This is a genomic window from Sphingomonas sp. 37zxx (genome assembly GCF_000786205.1).
Taxonomy (GTDB): domain Bacteria; phylum Pseudomonadota; class Alphaproteobacteria; order Sphingomonadales; family Sphingomonadaceae; genus Sphingomonas.
Window position 1 is genome coordinate 1 of the sequence record NZ_JROH01000047.1, and the last position, 17,211, is coordinate 17,211.

The 17,211-nt window shown below is 65.9% G+C and carries 16 protein-coding genes; 14 read left to right on the forward strand and 2 right to left on the reverse strand.

Annotation, left to right across the window (positions count from 1 at the left end; translation table 11 throughout):
* Positions 1 to 13 precede the first annotated feature (13 nt).
* Positions 14 to 805 carry a hypothetical protein gene (locus QU44_RS14170; protein WP_156141208.1) on the reverse strand — a complete coding sequence of 264 codons (792 nt, stop codon included), beginning with the start codon at positions 803 to 805 and terminating at the stop codon, positions 14 to 16.
* Between the two features lie 75 nt (positions 806 to 880).
* On the opposite strand from QU44_RS14170, the gene QU44_RS14175 reads away from it, so the two are divergent.
* From QU44_RS14175 to QU44_RS14230, 12 genes are all read left to right on the forward strand, one after another.
* The gene (locus QU44_RS14175; RefSeq protein WP_033923023.1) at positions 881 to 1,201 is read left to right on the forward strand and encodes a DMT family transporter; all 321 of its coding nucleotides are present in this window, start codon (positions 881 to 883) and stop codon (positions 1,199 to 1,201) included.
* 81 nt (positions 1,202 to 1,282) lie between these two features.
* Positions 1,283 to 3,088, forward strand: a complete 1,806-nt coding sequence (locus QU44_RS14180) for a DUF885 domain-containing protein (protein ID WP_033923024.1) — start codon at positions 1,283 to 1,285, stop codon at positions 3,086 to 3,088.
* A 204-nt stretch (positions 3,089 to 3,292) separates the two neighbouring features.
* A complete protein-coding gene (uvrC, locus tag QU44_RS14185; protein ID WP_033923025.1) occupies positions 3,293 to 5,215 on the forward strand; it encodes an excinuclease ABC subunit UvrC in 1,923 nt (640 codons plus the stop codon).
* A gap of 101 nt (positions 5,216 to 5,316) precedes the next feature.
* Positions 5,317 to 8,118 (forward strand): DUF3857 domain-containing protein, encoded by a 2,802-nt coding sequence (locus QU44_RS14190; RefSeq protein ID WP_052134871.1) that lies wholly within the window; start codon positions 5,317 to 5,319, stop codon positions 8,116 to 8,118.
* Positions 8,119 to 8,160: 42 nt separating this feature from the next.
* Positions 8,161 to 9,117, forward strand: a complete 957-nt coding sequence (locus tag QU44_RS14195; RefSeq protein WP_033923026.1) for a polysaccharide deacetylase family protein — start codon at positions 8,161 to 8,163, stop codon at positions 9,115 to 9,117.
* The gene (locus tag QU44_RS14200; protein WP_231621752.1) at positions 9,114 to 10,031 is read left to right on the forward strand and encodes a GNAT family N-acetyltransferase; all 918 of its coding nucleotides are present in this window, start codon (positions 9,114 to 9,116) and stop codon (positions 10,029 to 10,031) included. The genes QU44_RS14195 and QU44_RS14200 overlap by 4 nt, the downstream gene beginning before the upstream one ends.
* Before the next feature lie 109 nt (positions 10,032 to 10,140).
* Complete coding sequence (recO, locus tag QU44_RS14205; RefSeq protein ID WP_033923027.1) at positions 10,141 to 10,872, forward strand: DNA repair protein RecO; 732 nt, start codon at positions 10,141 to 10,143, stop codon at positions 10,870 to 10,872.
* Positions 10,873 to 10,906: 34 nt separating this feature from the next.
* Positions 10,907 to 11,956: a 3-isopropylmalate dehydrogenase gene (gene leuB, locus QU44_RS14210; RefSeq protein ID WP_033923028.1), complete on the forward strand. Its 1,050-nt coding sequence runs from the start codon at positions 10,907 to 10,909 to the stop codon at positions 11,954 to 11,956.
* 97 nt (positions 11,957 to 12,053) lie between these two features.
* Positions 12,054 to 13,259, forward strand: coding sequence for a trans-sulfuration enzyme family protein (locus QU44_RS14215; RefSeq protein WP_033923029.1), 1,206 nt, complete (start codon positions 12,054 to 12,056; stop codon positions 13,257 to 13,259).
* A complete protein-coding gene (apaG, locus tag QU44_RS14220; RefSeq protein WP_033923030.1) occupies positions 13,256 to 13,651 on the forward strand; it encodes a Co2+/Mg2+ efflux protein ApaG in 396 nt (131 codons plus the stop codon). The genes QU44_RS14215 and apaG overlap by 4 nt, the downstream gene beginning before the upstream one ends.
* A gap of 124 nt (positions 13,652 to 13,775) precedes the next feature.
* Positions 13,776 to 14,567, forward strand: a complete 792-nt coding sequence (locus QU44_RS14225) for a LysR family transcriptional regulator (RefSeq protein WP_033923031.1) — start codon at positions 13,776 to 13,778, stop codon at positions 14,565 to 14,567.
* The gene (locus QU44_RS14230) at positions 14,564 to 15,103 is read left to right on the forward strand and encodes a GNAT family N-acetyltransferase (protein ID WP_033923032.1); all 540 of its coding nucleotides are present in this window, start codon (positions 14,564 to 14,566) and stop codon (positions 15,101 to 15,103) included. Before QU44_RS14225 ends, QU44_RS14230 begins: the two co-directional genes overlap by 4 nt.
* A gap of 42 nt (positions 15,104 to 15,145) precedes the next feature.
* On the opposite strand, the gene QU44_RS14235 is transcribed toward QU44_RS14230, so the two are convergent.
* The gene (locus QU44_RS14235; RefSeq protein WP_052134874.1) at positions 15,146 to 15,433 is read right to left on the reverse strand and encodes a hypothetical protein; all 288 of its coding nucleotides are present in this window, start codon (positions 15,431 to 15,433) and stop codon (positions 15,146 to 15,148) included.
* A gap of 191 nt (positions 15,434 to 15,624) precedes the next feature.
* Here QU44_RS14235 and QU44_RS14240 point away from each other — a divergent pair, with 191 nt between their 5' ends.
* Entirely contained in the window at positions 15,625 to 16,464 is an 840-nt protein-coding gene (locus QU44_RS14240; protein ID WP_033923044.1) for a diacylglycerol/lipid kinase family protein, read from the forward strand.
* On the forward strand, positions 16,461 to 17,210 hold the full coding sequence (locus QU44_RS14245) for a metallophosphoesterase family protein (protein WP_033923033.1): 750 nt from the start codon (positions 16,461 to 16,463) through the stop codon (positions 17,208 to 17,210). Before QU44_RS14240 ends, QU44_RS14245 begins: the two co-directional genes overlap by 4 nt.
* Position 17,211: the final 1 nt, after the last annotated feature.

Genomic DNA, 17,211 nt, shown 5'->3' on the forward strand with positions numbered 1-17,211 from the left:
GCCAAGCCCTTTTTCAGCAGCCTGTTAAAGGGTTGACCCTGGCTAGCCCGCCAGGCTCGTCAAGCAACATCGGCGGGGCTGCGGCATCGGTGCGAAGCGTGGCCAGAAGCTGATCCACCGCCGCATCGTCACCGCGTAATATCCCGATCCGTGCGGTTATCACTGCCGATAGCGTGCGTACCGCCGGATCGTCTCCCGCAGGCCCGTTGTTGACCTTTCGCACCATGCCCTGCGCTTCGGCTGCCTGTCCCTGCGCAACGCTCAGCCCGGCACGCCGCAAAGCGGTGAGCGCCTCCAGCTTGTGGAGTCCACGCTTTCGAAAGCCTCGTTCCGCCGACTGATAGTTGCGATCGGCTTGAAGGAGATTACCCAGTTTAAGCCAGGTGTCGCCCAGTAGAAGCTCAAGCAACTGCACGTCGGCAGCATCGTTCGGCAAATTCGCTCGCAGGATGCGCGCCTGATTGGCTGCCGCACGCCTATAATCGTCCATATCGCCATAGTGGAGCGAGACGTTCGAATATGCTTCGTACAATGCCGCAACGTGCCGCGGCAGACGCGATGCCGCGTCGCGATTGCGAAGGATGGACTGCTGCAGCGTGGTTCGCGCATCGGCATATTTGCCCTCGGCGAATTGCGACTCGGCATGGGCAATCGACAGGCGAACATCGTCCTCTGTCGGACATTTCCGCTCGATACAGGTAGAGAGTGCAGCGGCGGTTCGTTTGCCGAGCACCAGGATATCTTTCTGCGGTGCGGGCGTTGTGGTTTGCATCAGCGCGAATGCAGCGACTAGGGACAATGTCATCGTTACGACTCCTCGCCTATATGCGAACAAGGAAACATCATTTTGACGACTGGGCAAGCCGTGAGCGGAGCCGGAATGGCATGGATCATCCTTGGCATCGCCGTTTGTACCGAAATCATTTGGGCGCTTAGCCTGAAATGGGCGGGGGATCGCGGCACATGGCTTGCGGGATCGGTGCCGATCGTGCTGTCGTTCGTGAATATGGGCCTGCTGGCGCTGGCGATGCGGGGGATTCCGGCGGGGACGGCTTATGCGGTTTGGACCGGGTTGGGCGCGGTTGGGGTGATTATTGGTGGCACCATCTTTTTCGGCGAGCGGATTTCGCCGCTCCAGGCGGTGTTTATGGCGCTGATCGTCATCGGCGTCGTCGGCACCAAGTTTAGCGCGCAAGGCTGATCGCGGGTCGCCCGCCTGCCTGGGGGTGGCACAAGGTGCCGTCCTGGCCTACCCCGGTGAAAACATCAGGGGAGTAACCGCATGGATCGTCGCCAGTTTATCGGCACCACCGCGCTTGCCGGCATCGCCGCCGCCTTGCCAGCCGCCGCCTGGGCGCAGGGCAGTGGTGCCGACCAGAAGCTGCGCGCGATGCTCGATGCGTTCTTTTACGCCCGGCTGGCGGACAATCCCGAAGGTGCGACGTCGTTGGGGCTGGATACCGGCGCGCGCGCCGGTCTCAAGGCCCGGCTGTCCGATGCATCGCGGGCGCAGGATGCGCGGCAGGTCGCGCGGGCCAGGCGCGAGCAGGCCGAGCTTCGGACCGTCGATCGCGCGGCGCTGTCACCGGCGGCACAGCTCGATTACGAAGTTGTCGGCTACCAGATCGACCAGGTGATCGACAGCGCGCGCTTTGCCTATGGATCGAATGGCGGGCGCTATTCGCCTTATGTGCTCAGCCAGCTTTCGGGCGCGTATCGCGACGTCCCCGATTTCCTGAGCAATACGCATCGCGTCGCCAATGCCGCCGATGCCGACGCCTATGTCGCGCGAGTAGAAGCGTTTGCCGAAGTGATCGACCAGGAGACGCAGCGCCAGCGCACCGATGCGGCGCGCGGCGTGTTCGCCCCCGATTTCATCCTCGACACCACGCTCAAGCAATTGGGCCAGGCGCGCGACAAGCCAGCGGCACAAAGCGGGCCGGTCACCGATCTCGCCGCCAAGCTAAAGGCAGCCAACCTGCCGCCCGAACGCGCCGCCGAGGTCGAGGCGCTGATGGCCGAGCGAGTCTATCCCGCGCTTGATCGCCAGCGCGCGCTGGTAACCGAATTGCGGGGCCGCGCGACGCATGATGCCGGCGTCTGGCGGCTGCCCGATGGCGAGGCCTATTACGCCGCCGCCGCGAGTGCCGCGACGACGACCAAGCTGACCGGCGATGAAATCCACCGGCTGGGGCTGGAGCAGGTCGCGCAGATCAACGCGCGGATCGATACGATCCTGAAGGCGCAGGGGATGACCACCGGCACCGTCGGCGAACGGCTGGTGGCGCTCAACCAGCGGCCCGATCAGTTATTTCCCAATACCGAGCCGGGCCGCGAAGCGCTGCTGACGGCATTGCGCGCGCAGGTGAAGGCGATGGAAGCGCGCCTGCCCGAGCAATTTGCGGTGGTGCCGAAAGCACCGGTCGAGGTGCGGCGCGTGCCCGAGGCGATCCAGGCGGGTGCGCCGGGGGGCTATTATCAGTCGGCCTCGCTCGACGGGACTCGCCCCGCAATCTATTTCATCAACCTGCGCGATACGTTCGACCGACCCAAATTCGGGCTGGCGACGCTCAGCTATCATGAGGGCGTGCCGGGGCATCATCTGCAAGTCATGTCGGCGCTTGAAAGCGACGACATTCCGCTGATCCGGCGGCGCGGCGGGTATAGCGGTTATAGCGAGGGCTGGGCGCTGTATTCGGAGCAACTGGCCGACGAAATGGGGATGTATGACGGCGATCCGCTGGGGCAGGTCGGCTATCTCCAGTCGCTGCTGTTCCGCGCGACACGGCTGGTGGTCGATAGCGGGCTGCACGTGAAGCGATGGAGCCGCGAAAAGGCGACCGACTATTTCCTCGCCACCACCGGCATCGCGCGCGGGCGCGGGCAGGGCGAAATTGATCGCTATACCTGCTGGCCGGGTCAGGCGTGCAGCTACAAGATCGGCCACACGGTGTGGACGCGCCTGCGCGACGAAGCCAAGGCCAAGGCGGGCGCGGCGTGGGATCCCAAGGCGTTTCACAGGGTGCTGACGATGGGGGCGATGCCGCTCACGGTGCTGGAGCGCGTGGCGCGGGCGCGAATGGGCTGATTTTCTCTTAAGCCCTCTCCCGCAGGCGGGAGAGGGTTGGGTGAGGGTCTTCTTTTACTACTTCTTCGGCCCGGCCTGGCAGAAGAAACAAGAAGACCCTCACCCGGCCTCTCCCGCAAGCGGGAGAGGGGAAGAAGGCGCCCCCTCCGGCGAGCGATGCGCTCTAAGGTGGCGTTCTGCTTCAGCGACTCCTAAATCCCCTCAATGTCCTCCCCGAACACTCCCGACCGATTCAACGAAGACAAGGCCACTTTCGCGGTAAGGGGGGCCGATGCGCCCGATCTCGACGCCGGCGTCGCGGCGATCCGCAATGTCGTTGCCACGCTGCCGATCCGCCCCGGCGTGTACCGGATGCAGGATGCGCGCGGCGATGTGCTGTATGTCGGCAAGGCAAAGGCGCTCAAGAACCGGGTCACCAACTATACCCAGGTCACTCGGCTGACGAAGCGATTGCAGCGGATGGTGGCGCAAACCCGGTCGATGACGATCGTCACCACCAATAACGAGGCAGAGGCGCTGCTGCTGGAAGCGCAGCTCATCAAGCGGTATCGCCCGCCGTACAACGTGCTGCTGCGCGACGACAAAAGCTTCCCCTTCATCCTGCTGCGCGGCGACCATGATTTCCCGCGCGTCCAGCTTCATCGCGGGGCGCGGCGGGCCAAGGGCGATTATTACGGGCCGTTCGCGGGGGCGGGGCAGGTGCGGATGACGCTCAACGCGCTGCAAAAGCTGTTCCTGCTGCGGTCGTGCACCGACAGTTTCTTCAACAATCGCGATCGTCCGTGCCTGCTCCACCAGATCCGCCGCTGTTCGGCCCCCTGCGTCGATCGCATCAGTGCGGAGGATTATGCCGAGCTGGTTGGCGATGCGAAGGATTTCCTGGGCGGCAAATCGACCAAGGTGCAGGCCAAATTGGGTGCGCAGATGCAGGACGCCGCCGAGCGGATGGACTTTGAACTGGCCGCCATCCTGCGCGATCGGCTGAAGGCGCTGACCTATATCCAGGGCAGCCAGGCGATCAACGCCGAGGGAGTGGGCGATGCCGACATCTTTGCAATGGCGGCCAAGGACGGCGCGATCGGCATCCAGGCGTTCTTCATCCGTGGCGGCCAGAATTGGGGGCACCGCGCCTTTTTCCCGACGCATGTGCAGGACGTGCCCGAGGACGAAGTGTTCAGCCAATTCCTGATGCAATTTTACGAGGAGGTGCCGCCCGCGCGCAATGTGCTGATCGACCGCGACCTGGCCGAGGCCGAATTGCTTGCCGAGGCGATGGGCGAGCGGGCGGGTTTCAAGGTGTCGCTGTCGGTGCCGCAGCGCGGCGACCGGCGGCGGCTGATCGAACAGGCGCGGCGCAACGCGGTTGAGGCGCTTGACCGGCGGCTGGCCGAGGGGACGACTCAGGCGCGGCTGCTGCGCGAAGTCGCCGAATTGTTCGGCCTGCCCGACAGCCCCGACCGGATCGAGGTGTACGACAACAGCCATATCCAGGGCACCAACGCGCTGGGGGCGATGGTGGTCGCTGGGCCGGAGGGCTTTCGCAAGGGCCAGTATCGCAAGTTCAACATCAAGCGCGCCGAAACGATCGCGGGCGACGATTTCGGCATGATGCGCGAGGTGTTCAGCCGCCGCTTCGGGCGCGCGCAGGATGAAGACCCCAATCGCGAGAAGGGCGACTGGCCCGATCTGGTGCTGGTCGATGGTGGGCGCGGGCAGTTGAACGCGGTGACCGGAGTGCTCGAGGAACTGGGGATCGAGGACATCACCGTCGTCGGCATCGCCAAGGGGCCGCATCATGGCCGCGACGGGCGCGAGGTGTTCCACATGATGGACGGGCGCGAATTTCAGTTGCCGGTCAATTCGCCGGTGCTGTTCTACCTCCAGCGGCTGCGCGACGAAGTTCACCGCTTCGCGATCGGCGCGCACCGCGCCAAGCGCGCCAAGGCGATGACCACCAGCCCGCTAGACGACGTCCCGGGCATCGGCCCCGCGCGGAAAAAGGCGCTGCTGATGCATTTCGGCACCGCCAAGGCGGTGCGCGGCGCGAGCCTGGAGGATCTGTCCAAGGCCCCCGGCGTGTCGAAGGCGATGGCGCAGGGGATCCACGATTTCTTCCACGCGCGGTGAGGGGGCGGGGCGGAGCGAAGATTTCAGACTGCCGCTATTGCAACCCGGTTCGTCGCCGCTAGGGTCGGGGCGGGGATTGAGTGAGTGATCGGGGGCCGGTGATGTTGCGTGGGTTGATGGTGTCGGTCTCGTTGATCGGCTTTGCGGCACCGGCATGGGCGGGTGACAAGCCGCTGTACCAACCGGCTCCTGCCTGGGTGAAGCAAGCACCGGCCCCCGATCCGACGAAACTTCCCGCTGAAAAGCCGCAAATGCTGATTTCGGATCAGCAGCATCGGATCGTCGATGGCGGCGTATCGGCTTATGGTCGCAGCGCGCTGCTGATCGCCAATGCCGGGATGCTCAACGAAGCCGGCACCCTGCGGCTGGAGTGGCAGCCCGATCATGGCGACCTGATCGTCCATCATGTCCGTATTCTGCGGGGGGGTGAGACGATCGATTTGCTGGCCAAGGGCGAGCGGTTCAGCGTGCTGCAACGCGAACTGGGCCTGGAGCAGAAAATGCTCACCGGCGTGCTGACTGCGACGCTGAATGTCGAGGGCATGCGCGTTGGCGACGTGCTCGATTTCGCGGTGACGGTCACCAACAAGGATCCGGCATTGGGCGGCCAGGCATCGACGTCGATGCCGGTATTTACCAAGCCGATGACCGTTGGGTTCGCCCGCAACCGGCTGTCGTGGGACAAGGCGGCGGCGGTCACGCTGCGAAGCTATCTCGACGATGTCGATTTGACGCCGCGCAGCGTCGACGGGTTCGACGAAGTCGAATTGCTGGGGCCGCTGCCCAAATTGCCCGATCTGCCCAACGACATGCCGCTCCGGCTGCGGCCGTTGCCGATGGTGGAGGCGAGCAGCTTTGCCGATTGGCAGGCGGTTTCGCGCACTTTTGCCCCGTTATACGCGACCAAGGACACGATCGCGCCGGGATCGGCACTGGCGACCGAAGTTGCCCGGATCAAGGCGGCGGGTAAGACGCCGCGCGAGCGCGCTGCGCTGGCGCTGGAGGCGGTGCAGGGCCAGGTGCGCTATCTGTTCAAGGGGATGGCCGGCGGGAATTACACGCCGCAGGCACCGGCGCAGACCTGGAACGTTCGCTATGGCGATTGCAAGGCCAAGACGCTGCTGTTGCTGGCGATGCTGCATGCGCTGGATATCGAAGCCGAGCCTGTGCTGGCTAGCATCGACGGCGGGGACTATGTGCCGCGCCGCCTGCCGTCGGCGGGGGCATTCGACCATGTGCTGGTGCGCGCGGTGATCGACGGCGGGTCGCTCTGGCTTGACGGCACCGGGCAGGGCGCACGACTTGCCGACCTTGACGATACTCCGCCGTTCCGCAACGTGTTGCCATTGCGATCCGCCGGTGCCGAACTGATGCCGCTGCCGATCCGCGCGCCGGCGCGCCCCGACGTCGCGATCTGGCTCGAGATCGATCAGACGGCGGGGATCGCGCTGCCGACCCCGTATCGCATGCGGATGACGGTGCGTGGGCAGGCCGCCGAAATGATGCGGCTGGTCACCACCCAGGGGACCGAGGACCAGCGCGAGGAAATGGCGACGAACATTGCCAATCAGCAGATCGCCAATGGCCGGGTGGTGTCGCATCGCCTGAGCTTTGACGAAGCGGCGAACACCGGCTCGCTCGAGATCGAGGGGATCGCTCCCGCCGGCTGGACCCGCGACGATAGCAAGCGCTATCGCGACATCGACTATGCGGTGAACACGATCGCGTTCAATCCCGACCGTTCGCGCACCTTGTGGAAGAAAATTCCCGTCTCCACCGGCGGTCCGGAGAAAATGTCGTTTACTCGCCGCATCTTGCTGCCCGATGGCGGCAAGGGATATACGATCGAGGGCGATCAGGCGCTGCCCGCGCGGCTGGGCGGCATGGCGGTGACCCGCAGTTTCACGTTCGACAAAGGTGTCGCCGATGTCGAGGACACGATCAGCGCCACGGGAATCGAGATCGCGCCCGAGGCGATTGCTGCCGAGCGTTCGGTACTGACCACCGCCGAGCGCCGCACGCTGAAGATCATGGCGCCCGCCGATCTGCCGCGAACGCATGAACTGCGTGCGCGCGCGAAGCGGGAAGGGCGGCTCAAGCGGCTCGACGCGCTCTATGAAAAGGCGATCGCCGATTCCGAGCCGGGCGACCCAACTGCCTATGACTCACGCGCACGCTGGCGCGAAGGGCTTGGCGACTGGAAGGGCGCGCTGGAAGACGCCGAGCGGATGGTGGAGATCGAGCCAAGCGGCGCGAACCTCTATTTTCAAGCCTATCTGTTTTACGTTCTGGGGCGTGACGCTGAATCGCTGGCTGCTATCGAGCGGGCGACCGCTGCCGATCCATCGGACTATGGTGCCCTGACCTATTATACGAACCGCCTGGCCGATGCCGGGCGGTATGACGAAGCACTGGCGCTGATCGATGAACGGATCGCGGCGGGTGGTAGCGAACGCGAATGGGCGATGCTGCAAAAAGCCTATCTTTTGGCGACGAAGGGCGAGGCTGAAGCCGCCACCGCGCTTGCCGACGAAGCTTTGGGCGATAAGCCGCGCGATGCCGGGCTGTTGAACCAGCGTTGCTGGCTGCGCGGCCAGGTGAATCTCGGCCTGGAAGCGGCGCTGGCCGATTGCGACCGCGCGATTGCGCTGGGCGAAAGTCCTGCCGCCGCGCTCGACAGCCGGGCGCTGATCCATTTCCGCGCAGGGCGGCTGGACGCCGCGCGCGCCGATCTCGATGAAGCGCTGGCGCTCGCGCCCGATATGGCCGCCGCCCTATATCTGCGCGGGCTGGTTCGCAAGAAGCAGGGCGACCAGAAGGGAGGCGCTGCCGACATTGCCGAAGCGATCATCATGGCACCGCGCATTGCCGATGATTACACGCGCTGGGGGATCACCGCCTGATCATTACCGCTTTCTTCACCGCGCACTGATAGCGAGGCGGGCATGACCACGCCCGTCTTTCTCACCATCGATACCGAGCTGATGTGGCGGCACCACGTTGCCGGGTTGCCGGTGGCCGAGCAGGTGGCGCGATCGATCGAGCCTGCCGGGGTGGGGGTGGGCTATCAATTACGGGTGCTGGCCGCGCATGGGCTGCGCGCGACCTTCTTCGTCGATCCGATGCCCGCGCGCACCTATGGCATCGATGTCGTCAAGGCGATGGTCGCGCCGATCCTGGCGGCGGGGCAGGCGGTGCAATTGCACCTGCACCCCAATTGGGCGGGCGCGGTGGCGGGTGATGGCGGCGCGGCGCATGCCCGCTTCGAGCTGATCGATTATTCGCTGGAGCAGCAGCGCGACCTGATCGCCGAGGCGGCGGCGCTGCTGATGGCGGCAGGCGTGCCGCAGCCGGTGGCGTTTCGCAGCGGTAGCTATGCCGCCAATGACGATACGCTGGTGGCGCTGGCCAAATTGGGCTTTGCCTATGACAGCAGCCATAATGGTTCGGAGCATCCCTGGCCCAGCGCGATCAGCCTGCCGGTGCGGCAGATCGCGCCGGTGGCGCATCACGGGGTGATCGAATGCCCGGTGACGTTGATCGAGGATGTGCCGGGCAAGCTGCGCCATTTCCAGATTTGCGCGCTGTCGGTGGCCGAAATGCGCGCGGCGCTCGATCATGCCACGCGCGCGAACCATGCGGCGGTGACGATCGTCAGCCACGGGTTCGAACTTGCGGCGCGGACGGGGACGCGCGCCAACCGCGTGCATGTCCGCCGGTTCGAGGCGCTGTGCGCGATGCTGGCGGCGCGGGCGGCGGCGATGCCGACAATTTGCTATGCCGATGCTGCCGGGTTGCGGCTGGGGCAGGGCGATGTGCCGCTGGGACCGAATGTGCTGCGGACGCGGTTGCGGCAGGCCGAACAGCTTTGGTCGAACATCGTCGAGGAGCGGGCGGCGTGAATGACGGGGCGGAAGGGCCGGTTGTGCTCGATCTGCCGCTCAATTTCCGGGTGGGTGCGCGTACCGTGTTCGCGCTGCCTCGCCGGATGGTTCGGGTCGCGGTATCGCTGGCCGATGCGATCGAAGGGCGGGTGCCGGCGCTGCCGCCGCTGCCCGCCCATGCCGATGGCTATTCGCTGCTGTCGCTTCCCGCCGGTCAGCCGGTGGCGCTGCCGGGGATGATCGCCGCCGAACGCCAGCGTTACCCGCGCTATTTCGCCGATCTTACGCTTGGCTGGGATGCTTATCACGCCAGCCTGTCGGGCAATTTGCGATCGGGGCTGAAGCGCAAGGCAAAGAAGCTGGCGGCGGCGTCGGGCGGGGCGATCGACATTCGCCGCTACCGTACTCCGGTTGAATTACAGGCGTTTCACGCGATCGCGCGGCCGCTGGCGGCGGCTACTTATCAGGAAAAATTGCTGGCGATGGGCCTGCCGGGCGATGCCGGGTTCGTCGCGCGGATGCTGCGGCTGGCGGCGGCGGATCGGGTGCGGGCGTGGCTGTTGTTCGTCGGCGGTGAGGCGGCGGCGTATCTCTATTGCCCGATCACCGGCGGCGACGTGCTGTACGAATATGTCGGCCACGCCGAACGCTTTGACGCGCTGTCGCCGGGCAGCGTGTTGCAGGCAGAGGCGCTGCGCGATCTGATGGCCGAGGGCGGGTTTGCGCGATTCGACTTCACCGAGGGCGAGGGCCAGCATAAGCGCCAATTCTCGACCGGGCATGTCGATTGCGCCGACTGGCTGGTGCTGCGCGGGGGGCTGGGGAACCGGGCGGCGCTGGCGGCGCTGGCGGGGTTTGACGGTGGTGTGGCGTGGGTCAAGCGGCGGCTGACGCATTTGCCTCGTCATTCCCGCAAAGGCGGGAATCCATAACCACTGCACTGGCATATGGATTCCCGCCTTCGCGGGAATGACGAGAAGGAAGACCAATTGAAGTCATCCCTGGCATGACGAAGGCGGCGGGGGCGGGTACAGCGGCGGCATGCAGCTTTCCTCCCCCGCCATTGTCCTGTCGGTGCGCGCGCATGGCGAGCATGGGGCGATCGTGCGCGCGTTGACGCCGCGGGACGGGGTGCAGCCGGGCTATGTGCGCGGCGGCCGTTCGCGCGCGATCGGGCCGGTGTTGCAACCCGCCAACGCGATCCTGGGCGAATGGCGCGCGCGCACCGATACCCAATTGGCGGCGCTGACGGTCGAGCTGGTGCATAGCCGCGCGCCGTTGTTCGACGAAGCGCTCCCCGCCGCCGCGCTCGAATGGCTGACCGCGCTGACCGCGACGCTGTTGCCCGAGGCGCAGCCCTATCCGGCGATCTATGCCGCGCTCGATGCGGTGATCGACGCGGTCGAGGCGGCACCTTCGGCGCGCGGCTGGGCCGGGAGCATCGCGCGCTATGAACTGCTGCTGCTGGCTGAACTGGGCTTCGGCCTGGCGCTTGACATATGCGTGGTGACTGGCGCGGTCGATGATCTGGCGTTCGTCAGCCCCAAAAGCGGCGGCGCGGTGAGCCGGGCGGCGGCGATGGGCTATGAGCCCCGGCTGCTGCCCTTGCCCGCTTTCCTGCATGCCGGCGGCGAGGCGGGATGGGACGATGTGTTCGCCGGCCTTCGCATCACCCGGCATTTCCTTGAGCGCGATCTGCTCACCGGGCGCGCTGCCGAGGTGTTGACGGCGCGCGGGCGGCTGGTCGAACGGTTGCAGCGCGCGGTTGCGTGAGGCATGGGCGGGGCCGAAACGGGGGAAGCCATTCATGTCGCAGTTGATCGCCATTTTGCCCGGAGACGGGATCGGACCCGAAGTGACCGCCGAGGCGCGGCGCGTGCTCGAAACGCTGGCACTGGGCCTGCGGTTCGAGGAAGCGCCGGTGGGCGGGGCCGCCTATGACGCCGCCGGGCATCCGTTGCCCGCCGCCACGCTGGAATTGGCGAAGCGCGCCGATGCGGTGCTGTTCGGTGCGGTCGGCGACGCGCGCTATGACGGGCTGGCGCGCGAATTGCGGCCTGAACAAGCGATATTGGGACTTCGCAAGGAATTGGGGCTGTTCGCCAATCTGCGCCCGGCCAAATTGTTCGCGGGGCTTGAGGACGCATCGGCGCTTCGCCCCGAAATCGCCGCGCGGATCGACATGGTGATCGTGCGCGAACTGACCGGCGACGTCTATTTCGGCATGAAATCGCGTGGCACCACCGCCGAGGGGTTGCGCGAGGGCCGCGACCTGATGCGCTATGACGAGGTCGAAGTGGCGCGGATCGCGCGCGTCGGCTTTGAAACCGCGCGCAGCCGCAATCACCGGCTCTGCTCGGTCGACAAGGCCAATGTCCTCGAAACCTCGCAATTATGGCGCGACGTGGTGATCGAGGTGTCGGCCGACTATCCCGATGTGACGCTAAGCCACCTGTATGTCGACAATGCCGCGATGCAGATGGTGCGCGATCCGGGCCAGTTCGACGTGATCGTCACCGGCAATCTGTTTGGCGACATCCTGTCGGATCAGGCGAGCATGTGCGCGGGATCGATCGGGATGCTGCCATCGGCGGCGATCAACGGTTCGGGCAAGGGGCTGTATGAACCGATCCACGGTTCGGCCCCCGACATTGCCGGGCAGGGGCTGGCCAATCCGGCGGCGGCGATCCTGTCGGCGGCGCTGATGCTTCGCCATTCGCTGGGGCTGGCCGAACCTGCCGACCGGATCGAGGCGGCGGTGGCGGCGGCGATCCTGGGCGGGGCGCGCACCCGCGATCTGGGCGGCACGCTGTCGACGCGCGCTATGGCCGATGCGATCCTGGCGCAATTGGGGTGATTGGCGGGCCGGGAATGGCCAAATAGGGGAGACGACGGGGCAAGCTGCAAGAAGGGGTAGCTTGCATCGCCCATCCACTCCCGGCAAAGCAGCGCGCATGAAGCGCAACACCGGACAGGATCGCAGCGTCACCAGCAAGTGGCGCCCCGCAACACAAGCCGTGCGTGGTGGCACCATGCGTAGCGAGTTCGGCGAAACCTCCGAAGCGCTGTTCCTCACCTCGGGCTATGCCTATGACTGCGCGGCCGATGCCGCCGCACGGTTCAAGGGCGAGCAGGCGGGGATGACCTATTCGCGGTTGCAGAACCCAACGGTCGAAATGCTCGAACATCGCATCGCGCTGATGGAGGGAGCAGAGGCATGCCGCGCCACCGCATCGGGCATGGCGGCGATGACTGCGGCGCTGCTGTGCCAGCTAGAGGCAGGCGACCATGTCGTTGCCGGGCGTGCGCTGTTCGGGTCGTGCCGCTGGCTCACCGACACGCTGCTGCCCAAGTTCGGCATCACCACAACGATCGTCGATGCCCGCGATGCCCAGCAATTCGCCGATGCGACCACCGACAAGACCAAGGTCTATTTCTTTGAAACCCCCGCCAATCCGACGATGGACATCGTCGATCTGCGGGCGGTGTGCGACATCGCGCGCGCGCGGGGCGTGACCACGGTGGTCGACAACGCCTTTGCCACCCCCGCGCTGCAACGGCCGATGGAGTTCGGTGCCGATGTCGTCGCCTATTCGGCGACCAAGATGATGGACGGGCAGGGCCGGGTGCTGGCGGGCGCGGTGTGCGGGACCGAGGATTTCATCACCAACACGCTGCTGCCCTTCACCCGCAACACCGGGCCGACGCTGAGCGCGTTCAACGCCTGGGTGGTGCTGAAGGGGCTGGAGACGCTCGACCTGCGGATACGCCGCCAGAGCGAGAATGCGCTGGAGGTCGGCCGCTTCCTAGAACCGCGTGTGCCGCGCCTCAACCATCCCGGCCTGCCGAGCCATCCGCAGCATAATCTGGCGATGGCGCAGATGGATATGACCGGGCCGATCTTCTCGTTCGAGGTCGAGGGGCGGACCCAGGCGCATGCACTGCTCGACGCGCTCGACCTGATCGACATTTCGAACAATATCGGCGATTCTCGATCGCTGATGACGCATAACGCATCGACCACCCATGCCAGCGTGAGCGAGGAAAAGCGGCTGGAGATGGGAATCACCGAAGGCACGCTGCGGCTGAACGTCGGCCTGGAAGACCCGATCGACCTGATCGCCGATCTGGATCAGGCGCTGCGCCAGGCGGGCCTGTGAAGGCGCTGTTCGATACCGAAGCGCGGACCGGCGACGTCGTCGTCCGCACATCGGTGTCGTACCTTGCCGATCAGTCCGAGCCGGCGCGCGGGCGCTGGTTCTGGTCCTATCACATCCGCATCGAGAATGAGGGCACACGCACCGTGCAACTGCTCGCGCGCCACTGGATCATCACCGACGGACGCGGCGCTCGCCATTCGGTCGAGGGTGAGGGGGTGGTCGGCGAACAGCCGGTGATCGAACCCGGCGCCAGCTTCGATTATGTATCGGGCTGTCACCTGGCGACGCCGACGGGATCGATGCAGGGAAGCTATCAGATGGTGGACGAGGATGGCGGCGCGTTCGACGTGACGATCCCCAAATTCGCGCTGATCGCGCCGGCGGTTTCGTGAGGGGGGGCGGACTTTTCCCCCCCTCCCGCTTGCGGGAGGGGCCGGGGGTGGGCCTATCAACTAGGATAGCGCGTGCGGATACACCCACCCCCAACCCCTCCCGCAAGCGGGAGGGGGGCAATTCATGAAGCGCACGCATCTTCCGCTTAACGGCTTGCGCGTGCTGGACGCTGCTGCACGCCACCTCAGCTTCACCCGCGCTGCCGATGAACTGGCGGTCACCCCTGCCGCTGTCGGGCAACAAATCCGCGCGCTGGAGGATACGTTGGGCGTGGTGCTGTTCCGTCGCACCACCAAGGGGCTGGAACTCACGCCTGAGGGCGCGGGCGGGCTGGTGGCGCTGCGGGAAGGTTTCCTGCAATTCGAGGAAGCGGTGCGCGCGATGCAGCAGGGGCAGTCGTCGAAATCGTTGACGATCGCCGCCCCGCGCGACCTGACCAACAAATGGCTGATGCCGCGCCTCGCCGAAATCGCCGCGCGCGAACCCGATCTGCGCTTCGTACTGGTGGCGGGCGACGAGGGAGCCGATTTCGCTCAAGCCAATCTCGATCTGGCGATCCGCTGGGGCGAGGGGCCGGGTGAGCATGAGGGCGAGGCGCTGTCGAGCGACGGCATGGTCACGATCGAGCGCCCCGGCGGCGGTGCCGACACGCGGATTTCGTGGCCTGGTTGTATTTCGGAGGAAGCGTTGTCGCTGCTGCGGGTGGCCGATGCCGGTCTGGCGATCGATGCGGCGGCGGCGGGGCTTGGCCGCGCGACGGTGCCCGAATTGCTGGTCCGCAGCGATCTGGCGGCGGGGCGGGTGGTGATGATCGGCGAGCCCAAATCCTATCCGTCGGGCTATTGGCTGGTCGCGCCGTTGCCGCAATGGCGTCAAAAAAAGGTGCGTGCGCTGGTCGACGCGCTGGCGGCGTGAACGTCGTCCCGGCGCGCGATACGCCGGTGCTCAAAACCCAGCGGCTGCGGCTTCGCCCGCGCACCCCCGACGATGCCGAGGCGCTGCATCCAAGCTATGCCGATGCCGAACTGATGCATTGGTGGTCGCACGGGCCGCACACCAGCGTTGAACAGACGCGCGAGGCGTTCGCGCGAAGCGACAATGGCTGGCGCTGCTGGATCATCACGCAAAAGCGCGACGACACCGCGATCGGCTTTGTCGGCGCGGCGGAGAAGCGGCAGGGCGGGGTGACCGAAATCGGCTATATGCTGGCGCGCCGCCATTGGGGCACCGGGATTGCGCGCGAAGCGCTGGGCGCGGTGATCACGCGGTTGTTCGCCGAGGGGCAGCGGCGGGTCTATGCCGATACCGACCCCGACAATGCGGCGTCGCGGGCGCTGCTGGAGCGGCTGGGGTTCCAGCTCGAAGGCCGGTTGCGTGCCGAATGGGAAACGCACATCGGCGTTCGCGACACGACGTTATACGGATTGCTGCGTCAGGAATGGCGCGGCTGATCCGCTCCCTCCGATCACGAAGGGAGCGGTAGAGGTAAAGGCTCAGCGAGCGGCGGTCTGTACCGGCGCTGCGACCAATGGCTTGGCGATGCGGAAATTGACCGGACGGCCCTCGACATTGCCGCGCACGCTGCGACCGCGAACGACGAAGCGGAAATTGTCGCCCTGTGGCATGGTGCGACCGGTCAGGACGGTCGCTTCGTCCTTCTGCTCGATCGTGTAGGCGTAGGTCTGGCCGTCGCGCGTGAACTGGTCCTGGCGAACGTCGTCGGCCAGCGCCGGTGCGGCGATCAGGGTGGCTGCAATTGCGGCTGCGAACTTGATGCTCATGTGTAATCTCCCTGGGGCGGAAAAAAATCTGCTTCCGGGTGATGTCCCGTGGCTCGGAATTTGTTGCAGCGCAGCAAGTGCAGCAAACGCAAAAATTGCGGGCACGGTTGCAGAAATTGCATGTGCGGCCGGGCAAAGGCTGCATCTTTCGCAGCCGCGCCACGTTGGGCGTTGAGGAATAAGGGGGAATGATGCGGAACTTGTGGTTCATCACCAACCCGAACTCGGGATCGGCGACCAAAGAAAAGTGCGACGCGATCGAAACGGCGTTCGACGCTGATGGTTTGATCCTCGCCGGGCGCACCGATTTCCCCGACGAATCGCTGCCGACCGGCGCGCAACTCGATTCGGCAGGCGTCGATACCGTGGTGCTGTTCGCGGGCGACGGCACGATCAATGCAGCGCTGTGCGCGCTGGCGGCGTGGGAGGGAGCGTTCCTGATCCTGCCTGGCGGCACGATGAATCTGCTGGCCAAGCGGCTGCACGACACGCTCGATCCGGCGGCGATTATTGCTGCGGCGCGTCAAAGCGACCGGCAGGTCGAGCTTCCCTATATCATGGCGGCGGAGCATCGCGCGTTTGTCGGGCTGATTATCGGCCCCGCCGCGCAATGGTTTCGCGCGCGCGAGGCAGTACGCAAGCGGCGGGTGTTCGCGCTGTTTCGTGCGATACGCCATGCCTGGGGGCGCACCTTTGGCAAGGGCGTTCGCGTCAGCGGATCGGTGAAGCTGCGGCGGCGTTATCAGGCGGTATTTGTCAGCCCTGATCCGGGCGGGCTGGACGTGGCCGGGATCGACGCGCGCGACTGGCGAACGATCGCGGCGTTGGGCTGGGGGTGGATCGGCGGCGACTGGGTCGATGCCCGCGCGGTGACGCATACGCTGTCGGCGCATTTGCGGATCGAGGGCAATCGTCCGGTGCTGGCGTTGTTCGATGGCGAGCCGCATCGACTCGAGCCGGGCACGCACATCACCCGCGGCATGAGCGAAAAGCGGTTTATCGAAACCCGCGCGCAGGAGGGCATGGCATGACGATCCGATTGTTCCACGTCAGCGATCTGCATTTCGGGGCCGAAGATCGCGCAGCGCTCGATTGGTTCGCTGGCATCGTCCGCCATGAGCGGCCCGACGCAATCCTGATGACCGGCGATCTTACCCAAAGCGCGCGCGCGCATGAGTTCGAGGCCGCCGCCGCCTGGCTCGAAAGCCTCGAACGGCCGGTGACGATCGAAGTCGGCAATCACGATCTGCCGGTCTTTAATCCGGTGCAGCGGATGCTGCTGCCCTATCGCCGCTATCGCGCGCTTCAGCGGATGCTCGAACGCCCGCTCGACATCGCCGGGATCACGATCGTGCCGCTGCGGACGACGGCGCGGTTCCAGTTGCGACTCGATTGGTCAAAGGGGTTTGTCAGCCGGCGGCGGCTTGGCCGGGTGGTGCGGCAGATCGCCGAAGCGCCCGGTGACGGCCTGGTGTTCGTGACGGCGCATCACCCGCTGATCGAGGCCGGCACCCGCACCCGGGCAAAGACGCGCGGCGGCCAACGTGCGCTGGCGGCCTTGGTCGAGGCGGGGGCACATGCGGTGCTGACCGGGCATGTCCATGATCCGTTCGACATTGATCACCGCCATGCCGGACGCGAAGTGCGGCTGATCGGGGCAGGCACGCTTTCCGAACGGGTGCGCGAGACGCGGCCGTCGTTCAACGAAATCCGGGTGCAGGGCCGCGCCTTTGAAACGATCGCCCGCGTGATGGACGCGCCCGACCAGCGCCTATGAT

Excerpts from the sequence above, each read along its gene's own strand:
- QU44_RS14170 (WP_156141208.1), bottom strand. The coding sequence starts at position 805 with ATGACATTGTCCCTAGTCGCTGCATTCGCGCTGATGCAAACCACAACG.
- QU44_RS14175 (WP_033923023.1), top strand. The coding sequence starts at position 881 with ATGGCATGGATCATCCTTGGCATCGCCGTTTGTACCGAAATCATTTGG.
- QU44_RS14180 (WP_033923024.1), top strand. The coding sequence starts at position 1,283 with ATGGATCGTCGCCAGTTTATCGGCACCACCGCGCTTGCCGGCATCGCC.
- uvrC (WP_033923025.1), top strand. The coding sequence starts at position 3,293 with ATGTCCTCCCCGAACACTCCCGACCGATTCAACGAAGACAAGGCCACT.
- QU44_RS14190 (WP_052134871.1), top strand. The coding sequence starts at position 5,317 with ATGTTGCGTGGGTTGATGGTGTCGGTCTCGTTGATCGGCTTTGCGGCA.
- QU44_RS14195 (WP_033923026.1), top strand. The coding sequence starts at position 8,161 with ATGACCACGCCCGTCTTTCTCACCATCGATACCGAGCTGATGTGGCGG.
- recO (WP_033923027.1), top strand. The coding sequence starts at position 10,141 with ATGCAGCTTTCCTCCCCCGCCATTGTCCTGTCGGTGCGCGCGCATGGC.
- leuB (WP_033923028.1), top strand. The coding sequence starts at position 10,907 with ATGTCGCAGTTGATCGCCATTTTGCCCGGAGACGGGATCGGACCCGAA.
- QU44_RS14215 (WP_033923029.1), top strand. The coding sequence starts at position 12,054 with ATGAAGCGCAACACCGGACAGGATCGCAGCGTCACCAGCAAGTGGCGC.
- QU44_RS14225 (WP_033923031.1), top strand. The coding sequence starts at position 13,776 with ATGAAGCGCACGCATCTTCCGCTTAACGGCTTGCGCGTGCTGGACGCT.
- QU44_RS14235 (WP_052134874.1), bottom strand. The coding sequence starts at position 15,433 with ATGAGCATCAAGTTCGCAGCCGCAATTGCAGCCACCCTGATCGCCGCA.
- QU44_RS14240 (WP_033923044.1), top strand. The coding sequence starts at position 15,625 with ATGCGGAACTTGTGGTTCATCACCAACCCGAACTCGGGATCGGCGACC.
- QU44_RS14245 (WP_033923033.1), top strand. The coding sequence starts at position 16,461 with ATGACGATCCGATTGTTCCACGTCAGCGATCTGCATTTCGGGGCCGAA.